The sequence below is a fragment of the Paenibacillus roseus genome (genome assembly GCF_016424485.1).
GTDB lineage: Bacteria > Bacillota > Bacilli > Paenibacillales > Paenibacillaceae > Paenibacillus_D > Paenibacillus_D roseus.
This window is the reverse complement of the sequence record NZ_JAELUP010000113.1, coordinates 1-22,372: the sequence shown is the minus strand read 5'-3', so window position 1 is coordinate 22,372 and position 22,372 is coordinate 1. Positions and strand designations below refer to the sequence as shown.

The following is a 22,372-nucleotide window of genomic DNA, read 5'->3' as shown; positions in this document are numbered from 1 at the left end:
ATACTGTAATCAAGGTGCGAGGGGGATTGGGTTTGGACGCATCACAAATTGGATTTGGCTTTCAGTCTTTGGAGGCTCTGGAGGCTCTGTTCGATGGTATGCCGGATGGGTGTCTTGTTCTGGATAAGCAATGGCGGATCGTGTTTGTCAACACTACGGTTGCCAACCGGTTATCTGTGAGCAAGGAGGCGCTTATAGGAAAGGATGCCGTAGAGCTGTTCCCTGAGGCGCTTAATTATAGACTATTCAGCAGCTATCCTGAACAGATTTCGATTCAGGAGTGTTTGGTGTTCACGGATTATTACGCCCCGGAAAATCAGTGGTTTGAAGCGACGGTCTATCCTTCGCAGATAGGTATTCTGATTATTCTTCGGAATCTGAATGCTATTCGTCCAGTGATGCCGGAAAACAGCAGGCAGCTATTCAAGATGTTGCCTCACCATGGGACGGATATTGTCTGCTATACAGATCAGGAAGGAAAATTCAAATATGTCTCTCCTGCAGCGTTCAAATTGCTCGGCTATCGTCCTTTTACTTTGGTGGGGGATGATGCACTCAATCTGGTCCATCCCGACGACCGCTTGCACATCGGGGCTGCATTACACGGAAGCAGCTTGAAGGGGAGCGACGAGTTGCAATTTACTTGCCGACTACGGCACACCAACGTTCTGTATTACTGGTTCGAAGCTTCTGTGAGACGGATCACAGGACCGGAGAATGAGCGCGGGTACAACTTCATTAGCATCTGGCGGAATATTACCCGCCGCAAGGAGTTGGAAGAGAGGTTGTCTATTACAAGCCGGCTCGGCCGTATTGGCTGCTGGGAACGCAACTCTGACAATGTGTACACGTATTGGTCTCCAGAGATGTTCACCATCTTCGGAATGGAGAGTGACACGCCTCCTGACATAAATCAATTTATGGAATATGTTTATCCCGATGATCGGGATAAGGTACGCGCTATAATAGAACGAGCGAATTTGCAGGGGCTAGGGTACTTGTATGAATGTGAGTTTCGTATCCTCCCGCCAGGCAAAGACATCCGATATTTACGTGTCCAGAGCGAAAATCTGGAGAAGTCCGGAGGGGAATGGGTGTCCATAGGCGTGATTCAGGACGTGACGGAGAGCAAGGGCAGCGAGATGGAGATTAAAAGGATGAGGGATAATCTCCGACTGTCCCAGAGAATGGCCGGACTTGGATATTTTGACTACAACCTACGGACTAGAAAGCTAGTATGGTCGGAAGAGCTGATGAACATGATAGAAGTGGATGAGGCGAAATTTGCCTATACGGGAAATGATTTTATTCAGCTTGTTCATCCGGATGATCTCGAACGTGTCCAGCAAGAAATTGATATCTGCTTAAGCGGAGGCCCGTTTGACTCTCATTTCCGTATGATAACCCCCCAGGGAAGGTCCATTCAGATCCACTCATTAGGCATGTTAATGCTGGATGAACGAGGGGAGCCTCTGAGCATGTTCGGGATTGTGCAAAATGTCAGCGGGCAAAAGCAGACCGAAGAGCTGCTGCGATTGTCAGAGAAGCTGTCGGCAGCAGGACAACTGGCTGCAGGGATCGCGCATGAAATTCGCAACCCCCTGACGGCGCTCAAAGGTTTTACCAAGCTTCTGCTGAGTGCGGAAGGAGATTCACGTGCACGCTACTATGAAATTATGCAGAGCGAATTTGAGCGCATTGAACTGATTGTCGGCGAGTTGCTGATGTTGGCAAAGCCGCAGACTGCCCAGTACAAGCTGAATGAGTTGGGACATATTATTGAAGAAGTGGTTGAGCTGCTTATAACACAGGCGAATTTATCAAATGTAGCCATCTTAATCGAACTGGAGCGCGACATCCCATCCTTGTATTGCGAGGCGAACCAATTAAAGCAGGTATTCGTGAATATTATACAGAACGCCATAGAGGCTATGCCCAAAGGGGGCTTGTTGAAGGTTCGTCTCTATATGGAATCTGGTCAAATATGCGCCGATTTCATTGATGAAGGCGTCGGGATACATACCAGCCAGCTTCCGCGTATTGGTCAGCCGTTCTATACAACGAAGGATAAGGGGACAGGCCTGGGCATGCTGGTCAGTATGAATATCATTCAGGATCATCATGGGACGATTGAGTACACAAGCGAGCAGGGGATCGGGACAACCGTACATGTGACCTTCCCTGTCCGGCACAAGATTTGAGGGCACAATTCGAGGCGATACACGAGAGGAGAGGGCCAAACTGCTGCAATGGGAGCATAACGGAATTGCTATTTTTCAGAGCACGCTTTATAAGACAGTCTCGGCAGTTATTGAAACGGAGGATATGGTCCTGGTCTCGGACCCGTGCTGGCTTCCGCACGAGGTGGAGCGTATCCGCTGTTATGCAATCGACAAGGCTGGAGATCGACCGCTATATATCCTGTTCACGCATTCGGACTTTGACCATATTATTGGATGCGGCGCCTTCCCGGAGGCTCAAGTTATTGCCAGCTATGCCTTGGCAGACAAGAATGACGAGCAGAGAGAACAGATTTTGGAGAAAATTCACACATTTGATGACGATTACTATGTAACACGAGACTATCCCATCATCTATCCAGAGGTTTCTTATCCCGTAAGTGAAGAAGGCCAGCAGCTTAAGATTGGCAATACAACGCTCACCTTCTACCATGCCCAAGGCCATAATGATGACGGGATTTTCACCATTGTAGAGCCGCTCGGCGTATGGCTGGCGGGTGATTACTTGTCTGATTTGGAATTCCCTTATATCTATCATAGCAGCAAGCGCTATGAGGAGACGATTGCCAAGGTGAGTTCTATTCTGGCCCGTCATTCCATCTCGATGCTTGTACCGGGCCATGGGCAATTTACCGAAGATATAGAGGAGATTCGCCGCAGGCAGGATAAGGACGAACACTATATTCACAGTTTGCGCTCAGCGATTGTGGCCGGGGATGAACAGCGTATGGCCGCTCTTATTCAAGGTTGCCCCTATCCGCGCAATATGCAACAGTTTCACCGCAACAACCAACTTCTCATCGAGCGAGAACTTCATTCCAACTGATCCGTTAAAATTCAGCACACTGCTATAAGCTATCCTCTCTATATTCCGTATAAAGTCATGTTTGCCCTCAGTTATCCATAAGGTGGATTGGCGCAGACCCGGTTTTACCATTGAGCTTGGTCAGGGCGTCAATCCGTTGCCGTTATCGCAGTTTGAAGAGATTGCAGCAGACAGTTTGGGCATCTTTCTAGCAGCCTTGTACAGCTGGCCTGGGGAATGAAAAGTGATGAATCATGTCGAAATAGTAGAACCTTTGACACAGGGCAGGAATTTGCTTTTAACAAGGAGAAGAACCACGGATAGACGATGTGGTTTTTTTCAGAAAGCAGATGCAAGGAGGTACAACCAATATGTCCGCAGAACCAATCAAATTTTCCGGCCCCTCCACGGAGGGGGGCGTCATGGACAACAGTATGTCTGCCCCGCTGTTGGACAGTATGCACTTGAAGCCATCGGAAATGCTAAAAAAGGATGATTCATTGTATGGGTCGTTAATCGATGAGTATTTGCCGCCTTGCATTCTTGTAAATATGCAAAATGACATTGTACATACTTCCGGTCATGTGAGTCATTTTCTGAGCATGCCAAAGGGGAAAATCAGCTTTAATTTGTTCAAAATGCTTTCGCCGCAATTATCTCTTGTAATGCAAACAGCATTGCAACGCGCCAGAAAGGAAAATGCCAAGGTAGTATTTCATAATTTCAATCCGGAGGACGGACGGGAAAATTCGCTGCTGCATGTTACCATTCAGCCGGTTTCTAACAGAAATGAATCAGGGCTGATCGCAATCTTTTTCGAGGTGGAATCCGAATCAGATCTTGCAAGTACAGATCGGGATTTCTACCGCAAGGCCAGCCCCAGGACAAGAGAGCTGGAGAAAGAACTCCAATTGCTCCAGACGAAGTCGCAAGACATCATCGAAGAGCTGGAATCCGCCAATGAGGAACTGCTGAATTATAACCAAGAGCTCCAGAGCAGTAATGAGCAGCTTCAGGCTGCCAATGAGGAACTGCTCAATGTCAATCTCGAACTTCAGCGGAAAAATCATGAACTGACTGAGCTGAATAATGATATGGACAATTTCCTTTTCAGCACCAAAATCGGTACCTTATTTCTGGACACAGACATGCGTATCCGTCGATTCACGCCCTCGGCGACCAAACTGTTCCACCTGATAAATGTAGATATTGGCCGTCCCATTCATCACATTACCAATCAACTTAAATATCAGGCGTTGTTCGAGGATATTGAACAGGTGCTTTCCACCTCCAAAACGATTGAACGCGAAATTCAGAGCACAGGGAACCGATGGTACAGCATGAGAATTCTACCTTACCGGACGATGGAGAATTTCATCCGTGGGACAGTTCTGACTTTTGTTGATATCACGGAGCTGAAGCAAGCAGGCAAGGAACTGGAAAAGCTCTCTTACGCAATTGAGCAAAGCCCGAGCATGATAATGATCATGAATATTCATGGCACGATAGAGTATATCAACCCGGCATTTACGAAAAAGACCGGCCATGAAATTCAAGATGTACTCTTCCGCAATGTAAAAGATTATTTGACCGAGAACACGGCATCCCTCAGCCAGGTCACTGAGATTCTCCATGCCATACAGAACGGGAAAGAATGGTCCGGTGATCTGAAAAACCGTCGAAAGCAAGGGGACGAATGGTATTGGGAAAGCTGCTCCATTCTACCGATCAAGAATAAGGATGGCGAAATTATTCATTATTTAAAAATGTCCGAGGACATCACGGAGCATAAAAAGACGGAGGAACTGCTCCGCAAATCGGAAATGCTCTCAGCCGTAGGAGAACTTGCGGCGGGCATTGCCCATGAGATTCGCAACCCGCTTACAGCGCTGAAAGGTTTTGTTCAACTAATGAAAGCGCAGGGAGGCAATGAAAAATATATCTCGATCATGCTCTCCGAATTTACGCGAATCGAGCATATTATTAATGAGCTCCTGCTGCTCTCCAAGCCGAAAATTATCAATTTTCAGCCGCAAAATCTGCTGCTCATTTTGAATGATGTACTACTGTTAATAGATACACAGGCAATTATGAACCAGGTGCATATTTTGACGGAGCTGGAGGAGACGCTGCCGCTCGTTAATTGCGTGGAGAACCAGCTCAAGCAGGTGTTTATCAATTTGCTCAAAAATGCGATTGAATCCATGCCTGACGGGGGAAGCATCTGTGTCACAATGAAGCGCTTAGGCGATCAATCCATCAATATTCAAATTCGAGATGAGGGCTGCGGAATCCCAACGGACAAGCTTCAGCGTCTTGGCGAACCATTCTTTACGACCAAAGAGAAGGGAACCGGACTCGGCATGATGGTCAGCTTCAATATTATTGAAGGCCACAAGGGCAAAATGCTTATCACCAGTCAAGAAAATAAGGGCACCACAATTTCTATCATTCTTCCTTCGATATAAGAATATTTGGCTTCACCCCCCTCCTGATATATAATAAAAATACTTAGAAAAAATAAGGGGCACGGTATGGACAGGCAGTCACTTTTTAATCAGGCAGAAGCATTCATAATAGCTTGTTACCAGGAGTTGGGGAAGTCAAAGCTGCAAACTGACAGTCGGCTTCAGGAGATTGAAGCTGCAATTGCTTCGGCAGGCTACTATGTACATACAATGGAAGAACTGAAGCATGGCGCGCGGATGGCCTGGCGCAACAGCAACCGCTGCATTGGACGGTTGTTTTGGGAGTCGCTGCATGTATTCGATGAGCGGGAGGCGGGCAGCGCAGCAGCCGTGGCTGCTGCGCTGTTTCGCCATATCGATTGGGCGACAAATGGCGGGCGTATTCGGCCGACAATCACCGTTTTCAGGCCAGCAATAGACGAGCCGTCCATTCGCATATGGAATCATCAGCTTATTCGGTATGCCGGATATGAATCCGGGCAGGAAATTGTCGGCGACCCGGCTTCCGTTGCCTTTACGAAGGAATGTCAACGCCTTGGATGGGAAGGGGCGGGCACTACTTATGATTTGCTCCCACTGGTTATCCAGGTGGGCAGTGCTGAGCCGCAATGGTTCCAGCTTCCTCAGGAGCTGGTCGTGGAAGTGCCGATCACACACTCGGATCTTCCGGCGCTGGATCAGTTGGGCTTGCAATGGTACGGGGTGCCAATCGTTTCCGATATGAAGCTGGAAATTGGCGGTATCCAGTATACGGCAGCCCCTTTTAACGGCTGGTATATGGGAACCGAGATCGGGGCGCGCAATTTGGCGGATATAGAACGGTACAATATGCTGCCTAAAGTTGCCGAGGCGATGGGACTGGACACTCATCATCATTCCACGCTTTGGAAGGATCGTGCATTAGTCGAGTTAAATGTGGCGGTTTTGGATTCGTATAAGAAGCATGGCGTTACGATCGTTGACCATCATACGGCAGCTTCTCAATTTAAGCGTTTCGAAGAGAAGGAAGCCGCCCACGGGCGTGAAGTTACAGGGCGTTGGTCCTGGCTTATTCCGCCGCTTTCCCCGGCAACGACGCATATTTTTCATTCGTCCTACCAGGACAGGGAAGTCAGCCCGAACTTTTTGGGCCAAGCCAGCCCTTATTAAAGGGTGTTCAATGTTTCTCTGGAGTTGCTTGCTGACCAGAGATGGCTGAGAACATAGATCGAGGAAGCCCTTCAAGGATAGGACGATTTGTTGTAGCGGAGTGCAAAATTTCAGCATTACATCCAGTTTACAGCGCGGCAGAGGCGCGATATGGAGTTGAATGGAGTTTACTCGCCGTTAACCCAGCGCGCGGTACAATCCGGACAGGGTTACGTAAGAAAGGCTGGAGCGATGCGAAGAATCCATATAAATAAACTGTTACTTGAGTAAGGGATTCATTGCCTCCGCTATTTTCCCGATAATACCGAAGGGTGCTTCAAATATGATTGTGTCTGTCATGATTGTGCTGTTGCCGGTCGATTGAAATTCATGAATATGTTTAAAGCTTTTAAAAGCACCTTTTGTCATTTGATCGACTAGGTGAAAAGGCCATTCATATTCGATTACCTTCGATGTAAAATTTTGAGGAATAAGAAAATGAACGGCCCTAAATGTTACAGTGTCACCCTTTTTTATTTTTATTCTGGGGCTTATTACTTTTTCGTTCGTCCACTTCCAAACGGTTTGACTGTGCAAATCCAGATCACATGCAATGTCAAAACAAGTTTCAATTCTGGACTCAATTAAGGTCTTTATTTTAATGGTGACCATTAAATACCTCCGCTATCTTTTAGACTTTTGAGGTAATCAAAAAGAAGCCTTCTTGGTAAAATAGAAGTATCGCTAACCAACCAAAGGTGAGATTAATTTCCACTCAATATATCACAAACTTAGTTGCTGTTCTGATGGATATTGGGGTTTGACAAAGTGGATGATGGCTTAACAAACATAATCAATTTAAAAAATTCGTTTAGCCGTACGACCCCCGAATAAATTCTTCCCAGCCTTCAAAAAATAAGTGATCAGAAGGAGGGGATTATCAGTGCCGAATAATGAAAATGAAGACCGCAATCACGATCAAGGAAGCGACAACAACGGCCAGAGTACATCAAATGTCCACGGCGGCGAGTTCGGAAAGGGCCGAAAAAGCCAATATAAAAATAACAATCCCGAACATGAAGATGATGTTCCTAATGAATTTCTAAGCCACAAGGAATATTAAGTTGTGCCGAATTGAAGGGAAATTTGGACGAATCAACAGGGGTGAAGCGAGCTCGCTCCACCCCTGTTGATTATTTCTGTGCAAACAAAACGTTGTTCGTCTCCGACGGGAAAAGCGGTTAAGATTTCCCAGTGCATATAGCGTTGTTCAATCACTCTTCCTCAGCTTCCAGTTCTCTGAATCGCTCAAGCATCTTCTCTTTCAGAAGCTGCTTCTCGTCATCAGGCAGAAATGCCGCCGCTGCGCCATTGAGGGAGATTTGTTTAAGTTCCTCCCAAGTAAAGCCGAAGCGCTGATGCAGTTGCTCATATTCACGGGTCAATGTGGTGTTGGATACGGTCGGATTGTCGGTGTTGATCGTAACCTTGATACCCTGAGAGAAGTAATCCCGAATCGGGTAGGATTCCCAGTCGGGGACAGCTTTAGTCTGGATGTTGCTTGTCGGACACATCTCGAGCGGCACACCAAGCTCAAGGATAGCTAGAGCCAACTCCGACGATTCCTGCAGCCGGATTCCATGTCCGATTCGCAAGGCGTGAAGACCATAGACAGCTTCACGTATATTATCAGCTCCGGCAGCTTCCCCTGCGTGTATCGTGGTCGGCAGTCCTAACTCGCGAGCTCGGGCAAACACAGAGCGAAAATTGCTCGCGGGGAAGGAGGCCTCATCTCCGGCAAGATCCACTGCAGCCAACCCTCTGCCAAGAAATGCGGCAGCAGCTTCTACAGTCTCCAAGTTCTGCGTCTCGTTGTGATGGCGCATGCAGATAGCAATTCCTTGTGCTAGAATCCCTAGCTCCGTGTTGGCTTTATGCAAGCCAGACAGCACGTGAGCGATAACATCGCTCACGGAGAGGCCTTTGAGAATGTGGAGTTGTGGGGCGAACCGCACCTCCGTGTACAGGCAGCCCTGCTCCGCACACTGGAAGACGGCTTCATAGGCGACCTGCTCCAACGCTTCAGCAGATTGCAGGTAAGGCAGAACGAAATCAAACTTTTCCAAGTACTCCTTTAAGTTTCGGCAATCCTCCTCAACTTGCATGCAAGGCAGCAATTCGTTTGGTTCCTGGAACTCCAAAGGCTGACCGCTGCGGGCAGCGAGTTGCAGTAGGGTCGATGGTTGTACAGAGCCGTCCAAATGCATATGAAGTTCCGTCTTCGGCATTTTCTGCAGTTTTCTGATCATGTGGGAGTTGCTCAAATACGTTCGTTCCCCTCTACTGATGAGATAGTTTTATACACAACATAACGGATACGTAGAAGAAATGTCAAATCCAGTAAACTAATCTTTTGCTGCGGAGCATCATTATAGCTTTTTTTGTGAATGACCATGTGATATAATGGGGTCGACTGGGAGCGGATATATGCCGAATGATATATTGCAGTGCAATACCGTCTTGCTGCTGGTTCATCTAAATCAACACCACGAATACATAATTTTAGCTATATAAATTGAACAAGAACAATGAGAGTGGGAGGGCCTGCGTGTATCATTATGGAGAACCAATCGAAAGAACCTCACACGCGGCAGTCTTGCTCGTAAGTCATTCGTTCAGCTTATATAGGGTTGAACCTTTAAGATTGTATTACAGGTAAATGAGTGAAAGATTCTTTCGGAATCCAAGTCACTGCATGGCCTAACTACTCTTACAAGAGCAGTTAGGCTTTTTATTTATTACATTTTTTTGAAAAGTTGGGGGAAAAGGGAATGTGTTTTAAACAGATTTTTCAACTCCCCATATCTTTAGCCGTCTCACTGGGGGTTGGGATTGTGCTGGCCAATCAATTTATATTATACATACTGGACAGTACATGGCAGATTGCGCTCTGGGGATTTTGCCTATCTTCGGGGCTTGTCGTGATCGGAATAATGCACCATATTTATGGAAAAAGGCTCTCAGAATTTAACGAGGCTGAACAACATGCTATTCATGAAAATAATAGAAAGCTGCAAGGGCGACTGGAGGAGACAGAAAAGCTGACACTGGCAGGTACGCTTGCAGCCGGAATCGCGCATGAAATCAGGAATCCGCTTACCAGCTTGAAAGGATTTATTCAACTGGGGAGAGGGAAAAACCCACAGTATACTGACCTTATGCTCACAGAGATTGACCGTATTAACGGGATTGTCAGTGAGTTGCTGGAATTGGCGGTTCCGAAGCCGACTACACTCGAGAGGGTTCGACTCGATTCTCTGCTGAATAATGTGGTTTTGCTCCTGAATGCTCAGGCCAACTTATATAATGTTGAGTTAAAGATCGGACAAGAAGTAGAAGACGATGTATTTGTGGTGCAAGGTGAGGAGAATAAGCTTAAACAGGTTTTTATCAATTTAATTAAGAATGCGATCGAGTCAATGGATGATGGAGGCGGAATTGATATTCATCTTACTAGTTCCAATCAATGGGCAAAGGTCCAGATTACAGATCAGGGCGGAGGAATCAGAACGGAGATGCTGGAAAGATTGGGTGAGCCGTTCTACACGACGAAGGAGCAGGGAACGGGTTTAGGCATTATGATTTGTAATCGAATTGTTTCCGAGCATAAGGGCGTGCTCGACTTTCAAAATAACGGACAAGGCGGTACTACTGTGACCGTAAAATTGCCGATATTTCTTAGATAGGGGGATAACAGGACTTGTCATAGCGCAGCCCGGCAGTAGCATTCAGACATAGACAGGAGAAAGTTATGGACGAGTCAAATCCTATGAGTCAACAAATAAACCAACATCAGCAATTAATAGCCAGCTACACGGGGAAAATGCTTCGCGACCACTTTGGCAAAGGTCCGGAATCGGTATTTGTATCGATTGGATCTAATGTAATATCAATTTATTTGCGCAATTTTGTAACCCCATCGGAAAGAGTGCTGCTGGAGCAAAATCATGAAACGATTATCCATCAGATACGTGAGAAGCTGTTGCAAATGATTATTCCCGAGATTTCAAGCTATGTGGAAGCTTTGACAGGCATCAAACTCAAGGAGTTTTATTACGATTGGAACTTGCATAGCAAGACGATGATGCTGCTGGGCATATGCGAGGGCTCCGTAATGAAAGGGGCGCCCGTAGATACGGATTATCCAGGCAAGCAACAGTTGGAGCGTGAAATGGATACCTTGAGCCAGCAAACACAGCGCATCCCGGATGAGATTGTATCCTTCGAAATGAACCCGAGAATGCTGGTTATCATCCGCAAGGGCATTCTGGTTCATTTGGAAAAAGAGTTGATCCGGCTCGGACAAGGAGAGCTGTTAAAGCGAGCCAAGAGAAATCTGGAAAAAAGTTTTCTGCACAATAACAACATCCTTGACAGCATCCTGAACAAGCGTGTTCAGGATTCCTTTGTAGACTGGAATTTCAATCTGGACAAAAGTGTTACTTTGCTTATAACCGGCAATAAATAGATATCGTATGGTCAAGGATAAAATCGATTTCTTTGGATGGAATTACATCGAATGCGGCATAATACCCCTTATCGAAAGCTAAGGGGGTAACTTCATTGTTTAGTCAACGCAGCCGAGCGCTTCTGGGGGTGTTCTTCCTGCTCGCGCTTCATTTTTCGCCCGCGGCGGCGGATGCGGCATCCCGACCATTCCATTTCGGCTTCAAGAAGAGTGTGAACGGCAAAGCGGCCTCCATCAACGAGGAAGGGTTCAAGGAAATTTTGGAGAGACATGGCGGTATTTTTTTGGGGAACAGTACAGACCGATCCTTATATTTGACCTTCGATAACGGGTATGAGAACGGCTACACCGGCCAAATCCTCGATGTGCTGAAGCAAAAAAAAGTACCGGCAGCCTTCTTCGTGACAGGCCATTATATTAAGGATCAGCCGGAGCTCTTGAAACGAATGGCGGCAGAAGGCCATATTATCGGCAACCATTCCTGGAGCCATCCCGATATGACTCAGATTTCTACGGAGCAAATTCGGCAAGAACTGGATAAAGTAAAGCTGGCGGTGGAGCAGGTGACAGGAAAGCCAGGCATGAGGTATTTGCGACCGCCGCGAGGGATTTTTAGCGAGCATACTCTCAAGGTAAGCCATGAGATGGGATACACGAACGTATTCTGGTCCATTGCTTACAAGGATTGGGATACCAAGCAGCAAAGAGGCAGACAATATGCATATGATCATGTGACGAAACAGCTTCACCCTGGCGCAGTCCTGCTTCTCCATTCGGTCTCACGGGATAACACCGAGGCGCTAGGGGCCATTATTGATGCTGCGAGGCAGCGGGGCTACGAGTTTAGAAGCCTAGACGACCTGAACCCTCTAAAGCCGATAGAAAGTCTGTAGTGAGCGATGGGATAGGCATTTCAACAAGCAAGTCGACGTATGTGCTAAAAAGCATATATCGGCTTGTTTTTGCTTGCATCTGATTGGAAGATGATTTCAACCTTGGTTATAATTAAATGTATACCGTAACCATATATGCTGTAGGAAAGGGAGGAAGGAAGGCATGTCATCTATACGCCAAGGGAAGCTGTTGTTGTCAGGTGTGATTGCAATATTGCTGATCTATCAATTCGCTGCGTTATTTCTGTCAGGCCAAATCGTATCCTTTATCATACATTGCGCGCTGCTGCTCCTGCTTTATTCGGGTTTTGTCTGGGCGAAATTTATCTTGGCAGGACTTATGCTGATAACAGTCGCAGTCGGTCTGCTTGGTCTGGCAGGCATACTTCCCATGAATCTGCCATACCCTGCCGCCACGCTCGGAATTCTCTCCTTCTATGCCATTTCCAGTATGATTCTATTGTTCTCCCCCAGTATTCGGGCATATATGCGGACCAAAACCAAAAGAGGAAACTTCCCTTATAATCCATTATAATATCATCCATATCATTGATTTTCAGATCGAGAGATGGTGAGCATATGAGGCGCATTTTATATATTGAAGACGATTTGGACAACGGCAGCTGGGTCAAAGAGGATCTGGAGAGCCGTGGCTTTGAGGTAAAATGGCTGCAGTCGGGGGAAGGAGCTACACAGTATGTGAGCAATGCCGATCTGGTCATTCTGGATATTATGCTTCCTGGGCTTGATGGCTTTACAATCGGGCGGCGGCTGAAAAAGGAAGCTCCGCAAACTCCAATTTTGATGCTGTCGGCACGTACGTCGGTCGATGACAAGCTGCTTGGTCTTCAGTTCGCAGATGATTATTTGACCAAGCCGTTTCATCCGGATGAATTGGCGGCGCGGATTGAGGTGCTGCTTCGCCGCTACGGACTTACCAGGCAAATTACAAAGAACCACTTGAGTATTGAACTCCCCGATTACCGGATTACAGATACCCGGACCGGGGAGGAAATTGTTCTGACTGGCAAACAATATCAGATCATGGTGTATTTTTTGAAAAACCCGAACCGGATTTTGACCAAGGAGCAAATCTATGAATCGGTATGGGGGGAACCCTTCTTTGATGGGGATAAGACCCTTATGGTTCATATTCGCTATTTGCGCGAGAAAATTGAAGTCGACCCCAGTGCCCCTGTCATTATTGAAACGATCCGCGGGATCGGCTATCGGGTAAAACAATGAAAAAGATTAAAAATTCGCTGTTGAAAAAGTATATCGTCATTATTCTGGTGGGAATCGTCTGGCTGCCGGTATGCTTTATCATTTCTTCCTTGTTATTTTTTAATGTGCCAAGCTTATTTCAGCTTGAAAAGGAGCCGGAGTTTGGCTATACAAACGGCAGCGATCTGGAGCAGCAGTGGCACACAGAGGCCCGCCAGCTAAGTGGAGCATCGCAGGCAGACATTGAGAAGCGGCTGAGGGAACTGCAGCAGGCTTATCGGGGAGCTGGCGTCATGTGGGTGGATGCTGCCGGCAAGAAGCAGCTACAGCTGCATATCAGCCACAATTACCCGGAGAGTTGGACAGCGGCGGAAGCGATTCAGTTTATGAAAAACACGTATTCGGCCGATCCTTTTACAACCGTGGCGTTTATCGGACAAGATCCGAATCAGGGATTCATGGTACTGCAGGTGCCAAGGGATATCCTGAAAGAGATCAAAGCGCCGTACTGGTATAACTACGGCTTTGTCAGTGTTCTTACCACACTGATCTTTGTGACGGGATTTCTGGCAGTATCCTTCATCTTCTTCTATCGGATACGCAAGCGGATGCTGCGTCTCCAGCAGGCGATGAACCGCCATGGGGACAGCGGGATTCCTGCGCCGATCAAGGTGTCGAATCAGGATGAGATTGGCCATCTGGAGTATGCCTTCAACGAGATGATCGACAAGCTCCAGTCGTCCCGCAAGCGTGAGCAGGAGGAAGAAGCATTGCGCAGGCAACTTGTCGCTTCGCTGTCGCATGATTTAAGGACACCGTTGACGACGATCCAGGGCCATGCATACCGCTTGGGCAAAGAGCGGCTGAGCGAGCAAGGGGAAGCATCTCTGAAGTTGATTGACGCCAAGGTTGCCTATCTGGGCCGCCTTATTGAGAACTTGTTCTCTTACACGCTGCTGTCCTCCGGCAAATATCCGTTCAACCCGGCACGCCATGATATTGTCCGCCTCGTAAGGGGAGCCGCAGCCAACTGGTATCCTGTATTTGAGCAGGAAGGATTCGATTTCGAGCTTGAGCTTGCCGAGGAACCGATATATGCACGGATTGATCCGCAATGGATGGAGCGTGTACTGGATAATTTGTTCCAGAATGTCATTAACCATGCTGCGTCAGGCCAATATATCGCGGTCACTATGAGCGCTGTGGAGCAGGGATTTGAGCTGTCTATTGCGGACCGGGGGCCGGGAGTGGAAAGTGAATCCGCAGGGAAGGGAGCCGGCCTCGGCCTGTCCATTGTGGCGCTCATGCTGAAGGATATGGAGCTGGAATGGGCGCTGGAGAGCACGGCCGAAGGGACGAGAGCAAAAATTGCCCAACGTTTTTTAAACGAAATTTAAACTTCTCCCGGACAGTGATTTAACCTCAGTTATGTAGGATTGTAACTGAGGTGAATAATGATGACGGATATAGTTATTGAAACAAAAGGGCTGACCAAAACAATTGGCGGCCGAAACGTGGTTGACAAGCTCGATTTGAAAATAAAAAGAGGTGAAATCTACGGGTTCCTGGGGCCGAACGGGGCGGGCAAAACGACGACGATCCGAATGTTGCTCGGCCTTACCAAGCCGAGCAGCGGGGAAGTACGACTGTTCGGGAAAAGCATCGGCAAAGAGCGAGTTGCGCTGCTACGCAAGGTGGGATCGCTGGTAGAATACCCGTCCTACTACGGGCATCTGAATGCCATTGAGAATCTGGAGACGATTCGGCTGCTGCTGCCGGGTGTAAAGAAATCCAGAATTGATGAGGTATTGTCCATCGTCCGATTGACCAAGGACGCCAAGCGGATGGTCAAGGGCTACTCGCTCGGGATGAAGCAGCGGCTGGGAATCGCGGCTGCACTGCTCGGGGAGCCGGAACTGCTCATTCTGGACGAGCCGACCAATGGCCTGGACCCTTCGGGCATTATCGAAATCCGGGAACTGATTCGCAGCATGCCGGCCCGATACGGGCTGACAGTGCTCTTATCGAGCCATTTGCTGTCCGAGGTCGGCCAGATGGCAACAGAGGTCGGGATTGTTACCAAAGGAAAGCTGATCTTCCAAGACCAATTGGAGGTTCTGAAGGGACGCTCCAAACAACAAATTCATATTGGCCTGGATGATCGGCAGCGGGCCTTGAGTTTGCTCCACGCCAACGGCTTCAAGGCGGAGCTGTCAGGCGGCAGCTTGTATGTGCCCCAAGGGGACGACAAGCGAATCGCCGCGATAGTCAGAATGCTGGTCCAGCAAGGGTTGGAAGTCTCCAGAGTGGAAGAGCAGGGTGATTCCCTGGAGAGCGTCTTCCTGCACATGACAGGCGGAGAGGGGGAGTTGTGATGGGCAACATTCTGGCCTCCGAATTTTTGAAGCTGCGGCGGAAGATGGTGTGGTTTCTGGTCGTTATCGGCCCGACGGGCGTCATTGCTTTGCAGGCCCTTAATTATGGCTTGCGCTTTGATTTTCTGATGAAGCAATACGCCAGTGACCCATGGGGCTATCTCATGATCAACGTCAGCAATTTGCTCGTCCCCGCGCTTCTGATGGGGATGACAATCATTTCGTCCATGATTGCTTCGCTGGAGCATCAGACGAATGCCTGGAAGCAGACAGTGGCGCTGCCTGTCGGAAGAACAAGGCTGTATTTGGGCAAATTCGGGGTGACAGCATTGCTGCTGCTCGGTTCCACTACGCTGGCCATGGTCGGGACGATCTTGCTTGGCCTTCTGCTTGGCCATGAGCTTGAGGCATTACCGTGGAAGAGTCTGCTGATCGCCATGTACGGCAGCTTTCTGAGCGCTCTCCCCTATCTGGCTGTTCAGGTATGGCTATCGGTCGCCATTAGCAATCAGGCGGTTCCGCTTACGATCGGCATCGCCGGACTGGTAGTCTCTATTTTTGTGCTCAATGGCCCATCCAGCCTGGATTGGCTGCCATGGAAATGGCCGTTCCTGGTACGGGCGGAACCGATGTATTCCATGGTGGCGGGTTTGTTGACGGGAGCCGTGTTCTATTTGCTGGGAACGATCCATTTTGTCAGAAAGGATGTGGGGTAAAATGGTGCCTATTATCCGATCCGAATGGTTAAAGCTGCGGCGAAGCAAAGTTTGGTTGCTGCTGTTCTTCAGTCCACTGCTGGCAGGTTTAATCGGCGCAACGGCAAGCATGACGCCGGATGTCGATCCATGGGTGTTTTTGCAAGCCACAGTTTTTTATACGCACGCGCTGCTCTTTCTGCCGCTGCTGACCGGCGTGTTCTCCGCTTTCGTATGCCGTTACGAACATATTCATGGCGGCTGGAAGCAATTGCTTGCCATGCCTGTTCACCGGTCAGGCGTTTATCTGGTCAAACTGCTGGCGGTCATGGGTCTGTTAGCGGTTGTTCAGCTATTGACGGTTGTGAGCCTGCTTGCTGCCGGGATGATTGAAGGAGTGGAGACTCCCTTTCCTTGGGGAGCGGTACTCCTCCATGTTGCAGCAGGGTGGGCAGCCTGTCTTCCGCTTGCAGCGCTCCAGCTTGCCGTCTCAACGGCATGGGCCAGCTTCGCTGCGCCGCTTTCCGTGAATGTCATCTTCACCCTGCCTAATATGCTGGTGGCGAACTCGAATGACTACGGCCCCTTCTATCCGTGGGCGCAGCCAGTGCTGGCGATGCTGCCCGACAGGCTCGGGGCAGGGACTTTCCTGGTGCCGACGGATACTTTGTTAGCGGTTGTGTTGGGCAGCTTTGCAGTTTTCCTGGCAGGAGGTTTGCTGTATTTCACACGCAGAACCATTTGATAAAGGCTGGTGTCCCTAAATTCCGACTCTTGCGTCCCTCCATAAAGTATAGTAAAGTAATTGCATTATCATAGCGGACGTCCCCCTTCTGTCAGGTCAGGAGTGGGGACGTCCTGTTGTGTTCGCGGTTCGAGACCATCCCGCGTTATCAAAACTAAGGGGAGAAGGATATGTTTAATTTGCTATGGGGCCTGCTGTTCGTGCTGGCCAATTTTGGTTTGTTTATTGTGAGCTACAGGTTGTTCGGCAAGAACGGATTGTATGCGTGGGTAGCCTTTGCTACCGTAATCGCGAACATTCAGGTAGTCAAGACGATTGAGGTCGTGGGGATCATCACGACACTCGGCAATACGATTTATGCTTCGATTTACATGGCGACCGATCTGCTCAATGAGAAGCACGGGGCTAAAGATGCGCGCAAGGCTGTGTGGCTCGGATTTTTCTCGCTGATTGCATCCACGATTATGATGCAGATGGCGCTGGTGTTCCAGCCTCAGCCGGGAGATCAGGCGCAGCAATCGATGGAGACGATTTTCGGCCTGCTGCCGCGATTGGCTTTGGCCAGCCTGGCCGCTTATTTTGTCAGCCAGCTGCTCGATGTGCGGCTGTTCAGCTACTTGAAGAAAAAATTTCCCGCACGCAACCAGCTATGGATTCGAATGAACGGCAGTTCAACGCTCAGTCAGCTTGTCGATTCGCTCGTCTTCTGCACCATTGCATTTGCAATGGTCTATCCTTGGGAAGTGTGGCTGCAAATTCTTATAACGACGTATGTTTTCAAATTCGTGATTTCCATCGCTTCGACGCCGGTTTTATATATTGCACGCCGCTTCCATCATCCAGAAGATGAGCGAAGCGCTGCCTGAGCGATTAGCGAATCCCATACATGCGTAGGGCCTCCATTCTGCCGGTTATCGGCGGGGCGGAGGTCTTTTTTTTGAATAATTGAGCGCTTGGAATTCGATGCGAATTCATAGTGACCTGCCCAACCTCGCATGCATATGTTAACAATAAAATAGACGGAAAAGGAGAAAGCGATGGCAACCAATAAGCGAAGCAAGAGCAGAAAAGGGCGCAGGCCGCTTTTCTATGTAGATAATCCTAGAACGTCCGAGCTTGAATGGCTGGATGAAGAATCGACAACGAAAGTGCCTGTGAAGGAGCGTTTTGAAGACAGGGCTATCATTCACGCCGCGACTGCTGAGGCAATTGAGACAGGAACTGAGGCTCGGAGGGAGTTGGGGCCTCAGTCAAGGGACTTTGCGACAGACTTGCGACAGACCACAGGCATAGAAGCTGTATCGGAAGCGGCAGATCCTTTCTACCAAGCACCAGCTGTGAGCCAGGAAGCTGGAGCTGATCACGAGAACCCTGCAGCCGCGGAATTTCCGGATCATCAAGCTGCCGCAGAAGCTGAAGGCGTCGATTTAAGCGAAGATGAACGGGCACAGCGATACCATGAACGCAAAGCAGCTGCCGCAGAAAGAACAAGAGTGATGCCAATCGTCCATACGGACGATTTGGCTTCGGGCTCCGTTACTTCAGAGAAGCTGTCAAGAAGGGCAGTCGGAACCGAGCATCTGCAACAGAGCAGTGTGGGGAATGATGCCCTTGTCGATTTTTCCGTCAATAGTCTGAAGTTGGCTGAGCAATCCGTCACGGCCTCCAAGCTGGCTCCCAATTCCGTGAACGGGGAGCATATAGCTCCGCAAGCTGTGTCCGGCAGCAATATCCAGGATTTATCTATTGGCGGGGAAAAGATCCGGGACAATAGCATCGGCCCGGAGAAGCTCGCGGACCGCAGCATCAGCTCGGACAAAATTATAGAGCGGTCCATCGGAGCCAGGCATTTGAGCCTCTCCAGCATATCGGGGGAACTGCTGGAAGAGGGAACGATCGGATTTGCACAGTTAGGAAGCGGCGCCGTCCGCACCGAAAATTTGGCCAATGAGAGCATTGACAGCTCGAAGTTGGCAGAGGCTGCGATTACGACAGGCAAACTGGCTAATGAATCGGTCACCAGTGAGAAGATTAGTCCGGGCGCCGTTGCTTCCGCCCATGTGCAGGAAGGATCGCTGCAACCGGACCATATCGCCGAAGCAGCCATACAGAGGCGTCATCTGGCTCCGGACATCATCGGCCCCGAGCATATGTCAGCTGGGCTGATAGGCAGCCGCGAACTGAAAGAGGGCGCGGTAACCTCGGAAGTTCTATCCCCCCGCTCCGTCGGAGCCAGACACGTGCAGGAGGGTGCGTTATACGGTACTCATATTGGCTCCGGCCAGATTGACGCCGGTCATATTGTGGATGAGTCGGTCACGTCTAGCAAGCTGGCTGAACAGTCCGTGACGACAATCAAGCTGGCGGACCATGCCGTAACTGCCTCGAAGCTGTCCGATTACAGCGTGGGTTCCAGCAAGCTCGCTGACGATGCCGTCCAGCAGCGCAACCTCGGCAGCGGCAGCGTAACAGCAGATAAGCTGGCTTCCGGGAGTATCAAGCAGGAGCATCTGAGTTCGGAGTCTGTGGGAGGCGCACATCTGAAATCCGCTTCGGTAGGCAGCAGGCATCTCCATAAGGAAGCGGTAGAGTCCGCATCCATTGCTCCGGCCGCAGTCAGAGAAGGGCATATCGGTCCGGGCGCTGTCGGCGCATCCCAGCTTGCTGACGGGGCTGTAGTTCGCGGCAAGCTGAGCCCGGGCAGTGTGACATCGCCGGTGCTTGCCGATAAAGTGATTATGCCCCGGCATATTGTGGATGACGCGATATCCTTCGATAAAATCGCCCCATCAGCGGTCAGATCCCATCACTTGCTCAAGGGCGCCGTAGGTCAGGAAGCGATCGCCGAGGAGGCTGTTGGCCGTCGGCAGCTTCAGAAAGGCGCTGTTGAAGCAGGGCATATCACAGAAGGAGCAATTAGTGCCAGCGCGATTCAGCAGGAGGCGATAACGACCCAGAAGCTAGCTCCGGGCTCTATTACAGAGCGGCAGCTTGCCGCGGGAAGTGTGTTCCCGCATCATCTGGCCGACTACGTCGTCAACTCGGTGAAGTTGTCCCCGGAATCGGTCTCGACTGACAAACTGACAGACTTCGCCGTCACATCCGGGAAGCTTGGTGAAGGAAGTGTAACGACAAGCAAGCTGTCCAGCGGCTCGGTTACAACGCGGCACATAGCGTCTGGCAGCGTGGGGCCGGAACAAATCGCAACCGATGCCGTAACCGAACAGCACCTCGCGGAGAATGCAGTGTTTGCCGCCGCTATCCAGAGCGGAGCGATCACTACCGACAAGCTGGCCGATCATGCGGTTACATCGAAGCAGATTGCTCCCCAGACGATCACATCCAGCCATATTGCCGAGACCTCGATTGACAACCGGCATTTGCTGGAAGGAGCGGTCACTACCGGGAAACTGGCGGACGATGCGGTCACATCGGAACAACTTGCCTCCATATCCGTGACATCCCGGCACATCGCTCTGTCTGCGGTTGGCGGCGAACATTTGGCAGATGGTGCAGTCTATACAGAGAAGCTGGCGGACGATGCGGTCACATCGGAACAGCTTGCATCCCTGTCCGTGACATCCCGGCACATTGCCCTGTCTGCGGTTGGCGGGGAACATTTGGCAGATGGTGCAGTTCATACAGAGAAGCTGGCACATGATGCGGTCACGTCGGAGCAACTTGCCGCACAATCTGTGACGACTCGCCATATCTCATCGTCATCAGTGGGTAGTGAGCAACTGGCTGATAGCGCCGTCGGAATCGAGAAGCTCCAAGACGGGGCGGTCACATCCGTTAAACTGGCTGCAGAGTCTGTGCAAGGAGCGCATCTGGCCTCGGAAACGGTGACCGGCAAGCATCTGAAGCCGGATACGATTCAGGGCTGTCATGTCCGTATGGGCAGCATCACGCCTTCCCATCTGTCCCCGGAGGTATTCACAGTGGACAGATGGCAGGACGGATCGCTTCCCGGAACAAAGCTGAAGGCGGGGACAGTAGGCCAAGACCAACTGGAGCCAGGTTCTGTAGGGGGAGAACAGCTGGCTCTGGAATCGGTGCGGGCTGCGCATTTGTCCACCGGAGCCGTTACCATGAGCAAGATTGCGCTGCAATCCGTGATTTCATCGCATATTGTGGCGGAGTCCATTCGCACCGATCATCTGGCCGAAGGCGCTGTTGATGAGCTGGCGCTGGCGGAAAGTGCGGTTACAGCCTCGAAGCTGGCAGATGGAGCAGTAACAACCCGGCATCTGGTGGCCGAGACGGTAAGGGCGGAGCATCTGGTGCAAGGGGCTGTAACGGAAGACGCGCTGGCAGAGGAAGCGGTCACGGCTTCAAAGCTGGCAGATGGAGCAGTAACAACCCGACACCTTGCGGCAGAAACGGTAAGGGCCGAGCATTTAACGAATGATGCAGTGACAAGATCGGCGCTGGCAGACGGGGCAGTTACGGAATCCAAGCTGGCAGATGACAGCGTGACGGGCGCCAAGCTTACAGCTGGATCTGTCGACGGACGCCATCTGACACCATACAGCGTAGAGTATGAGCATCTGGCCGAGCAGACGGTCGGGGCCAAGCATTTGACGGATGGAGCTGTCTTTGAAGGAGCGATCCAGAATGGTGCGGTAAGCGGTGAAAAAATCGCTGGTGATGCGGTTGCATCGGAGCATCTTGCGCCGCAGTCGGTTACAGCCCGCCATATTGCCCAAGGATCGGTCAGCTTCGTTCATATTGCGGCTTCCGCTATTGGGTCGGATGCCATTCAGGACGGCTCAGTAACCGGGAGCAAGCTGTTTCCTGGAGCGGTCCAGAGCGATCATATCGCCAGAGGAACACTAACGGGCAAGCATTTGGCCGTGGAGTCCGTTCAGAGCCGTCATATTCAGGCAGGGGCTATCCGTTCCGTACATTTGGCAGATGACGCACTCTCGGTTGATACGTGGCAGGACGGCGCCATTCCAGGCGTCAAGCTTCAGTCGGGAACGGTAGGCTCGGAGCAATTGCAGGCAGAAAGCGTGGGGCCGCAGCATCTTGCGGACGGAGCCGTCACGTCTGAGAAATTGACAGCCGAAGCGGTGCATGGCGAGCATGTTAAATCAGGCACGTTGACCGGCCGACATCTGGAAGAGCAGAGTATACAAGGCAGCCACATTCAAGCGGGAGCCATCACGTCTGAAAAATTGACAGCTGAAGCGGTGCATGGCGAGCATATCAAAGCAGGCACATTGACCGGCCAGCATCTGGCCGAGCAGAGTATAGAGGAAAGCCACA

General features: G+C 50.1%; 18 protein-coding genes. 16 read left to right on the top strand and 2 right to left on the bottom strand.

Features of this window, described 5'->3' with window-relative positions:
- The first annotated feature begins 32 nt into the window (after positions 1 to 32).
- The 4 genes from JFN88_RS22505 to JFN88_RS22490 all read left to right on the top strand — a co-directional run bounded on the left by JFN88_RS22505 (position 33) and on the right by JFN88_RS22490 (position 6,662).
- Positions 33 to 2,201 carry a PAS domain S-box protein gene (locus tag JFN88_RS22505; RefSeq protein ID WP_199021598.1) on the top strand — a complete coding sequence of 723 codons (2,169 nt, stop codon included), beginning with the start codon at positions 33 to 35 and terminating at the stop codon, positions 2,199 to 2,201.
- Complete coding sequence (locus JFN88_RS22500; RefSeq protein ID WP_332908539.1) at positions 2,182 to 3,066, top strand: MBL fold metallo-hydrolase; 885 nt, start codon at positions 2,182 to 2,184, stop codon at positions 3,064 to 3,066. The genes JFN88_RS22505 and JFN88_RS22500 overlap by 20 nt, the downstream gene beginning before the upstream one ends.
- A 350-nt stretch (positions 3,067 to 3,416) precedes the next feature.
- Complete coding sequence (locus JFN88_RS22495) at positions 3,417 to 5,513, top strand: PAS domain-containing protein (protein ID WP_199021596.1); 2,097 nt, start codon at positions 3,417 to 3,419, stop codon at positions 5,511 to 5,513.
- A 66-nt stretch (positions 5,514 to 5,579) separates the two neighbouring features.
- Positions 5,580 to 6,662 carry a nitric oxide synthase oxygenase gene (locus JFN88_RS22490; RefSeq protein WP_199021595.1) on the top strand — a complete coding sequence of 361 codons (1,083 nt, stop codon included), beginning with the start codon at positions 5,580 to 5,582 and terminating at the stop codon, positions 6,660 to 6,662.
- 258 nt (positions 6,663 to 6,920) lie between these two features.
- Here the strand turns inward: JFN88_RS22490 and JFN88_RS22485 are convergent, their stop codons facing one another.
- Positions 6,921 to 7,313 carry an SRPBCC family protein gene (locus JFN88_RS22485; RefSeq protein ID WP_199021594.1) on the bottom strand — a complete coding sequence of 131 codons (393 nt, stop codon included), beginning with the start codon at positions 7,311 to 7,313 and terminating at the stop codon, positions 6,921 to 6,923.
- A gap of 271 nt (positions 7,314 to 7,584) precedes the next feature.
- Here JFN88_RS22485 and JFN88_RS22480 point away from each other — a divergent pair, with 271 nt between their 5' ends.
- Positions 7,585 to 7,764, top strand: a complete 180-nt coding sequence (locus tag JFN88_RS22480; RefSeq protein WP_199021593.1) for a hypothetical protein — start codon at positions 7,585 to 7,587, stop codon at positions 7,762 to 7,764.
- Between the two features lie 151 nt (positions 7,765 to 7,915).
- Here JFN88_RS22480 and add read toward each other — a convergent pair whose 3' ends face one another.
- Entirely contained in the window at positions 7,916 to 8,950 is a 1,035-nt protein-coding gene (gene add / locus JFN88_RS22475) for an adenosine deaminase (RefSeq protein ID WP_199021592.1), read from the bottom strand.
- Positions 8,951 to 9,472: 522 nt separating this feature from the next.
- On the opposite strand from add, the gene JFN88_RS22470 reads away from it, so the two are divergent.
- From JFN88_RS22470 to JFN88_RS22420, 11 genes are all read left to right on the top strand, one after another.
- Positions 9,473 to 10,387: an ATP-binding protein gene (locus JFN88_RS22470; RefSeq protein WP_199021591.1), complete on the top strand. Its 915-nt coding sequence runs from the start codon at positions 9,473 to 9,475 to the stop codon at positions 10,385 to 10,387.
- Positions 10,388 to 10,470: 83 nt separating this feature from the next.
- Positions 10,471 to 11,169: a Na-translocating system protein MpsC family protein gene (locus JFN88_RS22465; protein WP_199021590.1), complete on the top strand. Its 699-nt coding sequence runs from the start codon at positions 10,471 to 10,473 to the stop codon at positions 11,167 to 11,169.
- Between the two features lie 95 nt (positions 11,170 to 11,264).
- Entirely contained in the window at positions 11,265 to 12,062 is a 798-nt protein-coding gene (gene pdaA / locus JFN88_RS22460) for a delta-lactam-biosynthetic de-N-acetylase (RefSeq protein WP_199021589.1), read from the top strand.
- 163 nt (positions 12,063 to 12,225) lie between these two features.
- A complete protein-coding gene (locus JFN88_RS22455; protein WP_199021588.1) occupies positions 12,226 to 12,597 on the top strand; it encodes a hypothetical protein in 372 nt (123 codons plus the stop codon).
- A gap of 44 nt (positions 12,598 to 12,641) precedes the next feature.
- The gene (locus tag JFN88_RS22450; RefSeq protein ID WP_199021587.1) at positions 12,642 to 13,307 is read left to right on the top strand and encodes a response regulator transcription factor; all 666 of its coding nucleotides are present in this window, start codon (positions 12,642 to 12,644) and stop codon (positions 13,305 to 13,307) included.
- Positions 13,304 to 14,683, top strand: a complete 1,380-nt coding sequence (locus JFN88_RS22445) for a HAMP domain-containing sensor histidine kinase (RefSeq protein WP_199021586.1) — start codon at positions 13,304 to 13,306, stop codon at positions 14,681 to 14,683. Before JFN88_RS22450 ends, JFN88_RS22445 begins: the two co-directional genes overlap by 4 nt.
- A gap of 60 nt (positions 14,684 to 14,743) precedes the next feature.
- Positions 14,744 to 15,661, top strand: a complete 918-nt coding sequence (locus JFN88_RS22440) for an ABC transporter ATP-binding protein (protein WP_199021585.1) — start codon at positions 14,744 to 14,746, stop codon at positions 15,659 to 15,661.
- Positions 15,661 to 16,377: an ABC transporter permease gene (locus JFN88_RS22435; protein WP_199021584.1), complete on the top strand. Its 717-nt coding sequence runs from the start codon at positions 15,661 to 15,663 to the stop codon at positions 16,375 to 16,377. The genes JFN88_RS22440 and JFN88_RS22435 overlap by 1 nt, the downstream gene beginning before the upstream one ends.
- Before the next feature lies 1 nt (position 16,378).
- Entirely contained in the window at positions 16,379 to 17,101 is a 723-nt protein-coding gene (locus tag JFN88_RS22430) for an ABC transporter permease (protein WP_233168327.1), read from the top strand.
- 170 nt (positions 17,102 to 17,271) lie between these two features.
- Positions 17,272 to 17,967: a queuosine precursor transporter gene (locus JFN88_RS22425; protein ID WP_199021583.1), complete on the top strand. Its 696-nt coding sequence runs from the start codon at positions 17,272 to 17,274 to the stop codon at positions 17,965 to 17,967.
- A gap of 171 nt (positions 17,968 to 18,138) precedes the next feature.
- A partial coding sequence (locus JFN88_RS22420; protein ID WP_199021582.1) for a hypothetical protein occupies positions 18,139 to 22,372 on the top strand: 4,234 nt, incomplete at its 3' end.

Bases quoted from the DNA above. Each gene is read 5' to 3' on its own strand.
- JFN88_RS22495 (WP_199021596.1), top strand. From the start codon at position 3,417: ATGTCCGCAGAACCAATCAAATTTTCCGGCCCCTCCACGGAGGGGGGC.
- JFN88_RS22490 (WP_199021595.1), top strand. From the start codon at position 5,580: ATGGACAGGCAGTCACTTTTTAATCAGGCAGAAGCATTCATAATAGCT.
- JFN88_RS22485 (WP_199021594.1), bottom strand. From the start codon at position 7,313: ATGGTCACCATTAAAATAAAGACCTTAATTGAGTCCAGAATTGAAACT.
- add (WP_199021592.1), bottom strand. From the start codon at position 8,950: ATGATCAGAAAACTGCAGAAAATGCCGAAGACGGAACTTCATATGCAT.
- JFN88_RS22470 (WP_199021591.1), top strand. From the start codon at position 9,473: ATGTGTTTTAAACAGATTTTTCAACTCCCCATATCTTTAGCCGTCTCA.
- JFN88_RS22465 (WP_199021590.1), top strand. From the start codon at position 10,471: ATGAGTCAACAAATAAACCAACATCAGCAATTAATAGCCAGCTACACG.
- JFN88_RS22455 (WP_199021588.1), top strand. From the start codon at position 12,226: ATGTCATCTATACGCCAAGGGAAGCTGTTGTTGTCAGGTGTGATTGCA.
- JFN88_RS22450 (WP_199021587.1), top strand. From the start codon at position 12,642: ATGAGGCGCATTTTATATATTGAAGACGATTTGGACAACGGCAGCTGG.
- JFN88_RS22445 (WP_199021586.1), top strand. From the start codon at position 13,304: ATGAAAAAGATTAAAAATTCGCTGTTGAAAAAGTATATCGTCATTATT.
- JFN88_RS22440 (WP_199021585.1), top strand. From the start codon at position 14,744: ATGACGGATATAGTTATTGAAACAAAAGGGCTGACCAAAACAATTGGC.
- JFN88_RS22435 (WP_199021584.1), top strand. From the start codon at position 15,661: ATGGGCAACATTCTGGCCTCCGAATTTTTGAAGCTGCGGCGGAAGATG.
- JFN88_RS22430 (WP_233168327.1), top strand. From the start codon at position 16,379: ATGGTGCCTATTATCCGATCCGAATGGTTAAAGCTGCGGCGAAGCAAA.
- JFN88_RS22425 (WP_199021583.1), top strand. From the start codon at position 17,272: ATGTTTAATTTGCTATGGGGCCTGCTGTTCGTGCTGGCCAATTTTGGT.